Raw genomic sequence first — 278 nt, 5'->3', positions numbered from 1 at the left:
CCAGAGAAACGCCGCCGTTCCACTGCCGCGCTTTATCGTCGACAAGGAAGCCGCACGGCGCTGGGTCGTCTATGACCGGCTGGGACTTGTCGGGGGACTTTTCACAGATCGCGTATCAGCACTGCGTTTTGTGAAGTCCATTTGTGATACGCGGCCTGCTGCTACCTACAGACTTTCTCGTAAAGGCACATTGTGCACCGATATGATCTTCGGGAAGCGCACTTCCCTGCTGAAGATCGTCCGCTAGTCCATTGAGCCGCCAAATGGTGTCATTTGGC

Annotated in this window: 1 protein-coding gene; it reads left to right on the top strand. The window is 55.8% G+C overall.

Annotated elements, in window-relative coordinates:
• Positions 1 to 247 (top strand): hypothetical protein (locus SB822_RS56660; RefSeq protein WP_410859048.1); only part of this gene is annotated, 247 nt, incomplete at its 5' end.
• Positions 248 to 278: the final 31 nt, after the last annotated feature.

Source organism: Paraburkholderia sp. SIMBA_054 (genome assembly GCF_046534875.1).
In the GTDB taxonomy this organism is placed as follows: Bacteria; Pseudomonadota; Gammaproteobacteria; order Burkholderiales; family Burkholderiaceae; genus Paraburkholderia; species Paraburkholderia hospita.
Note: the sequence above shows the minus strand (reverse complement) of the source record. Positions and strands in the feature narration are given on the sequence as shown.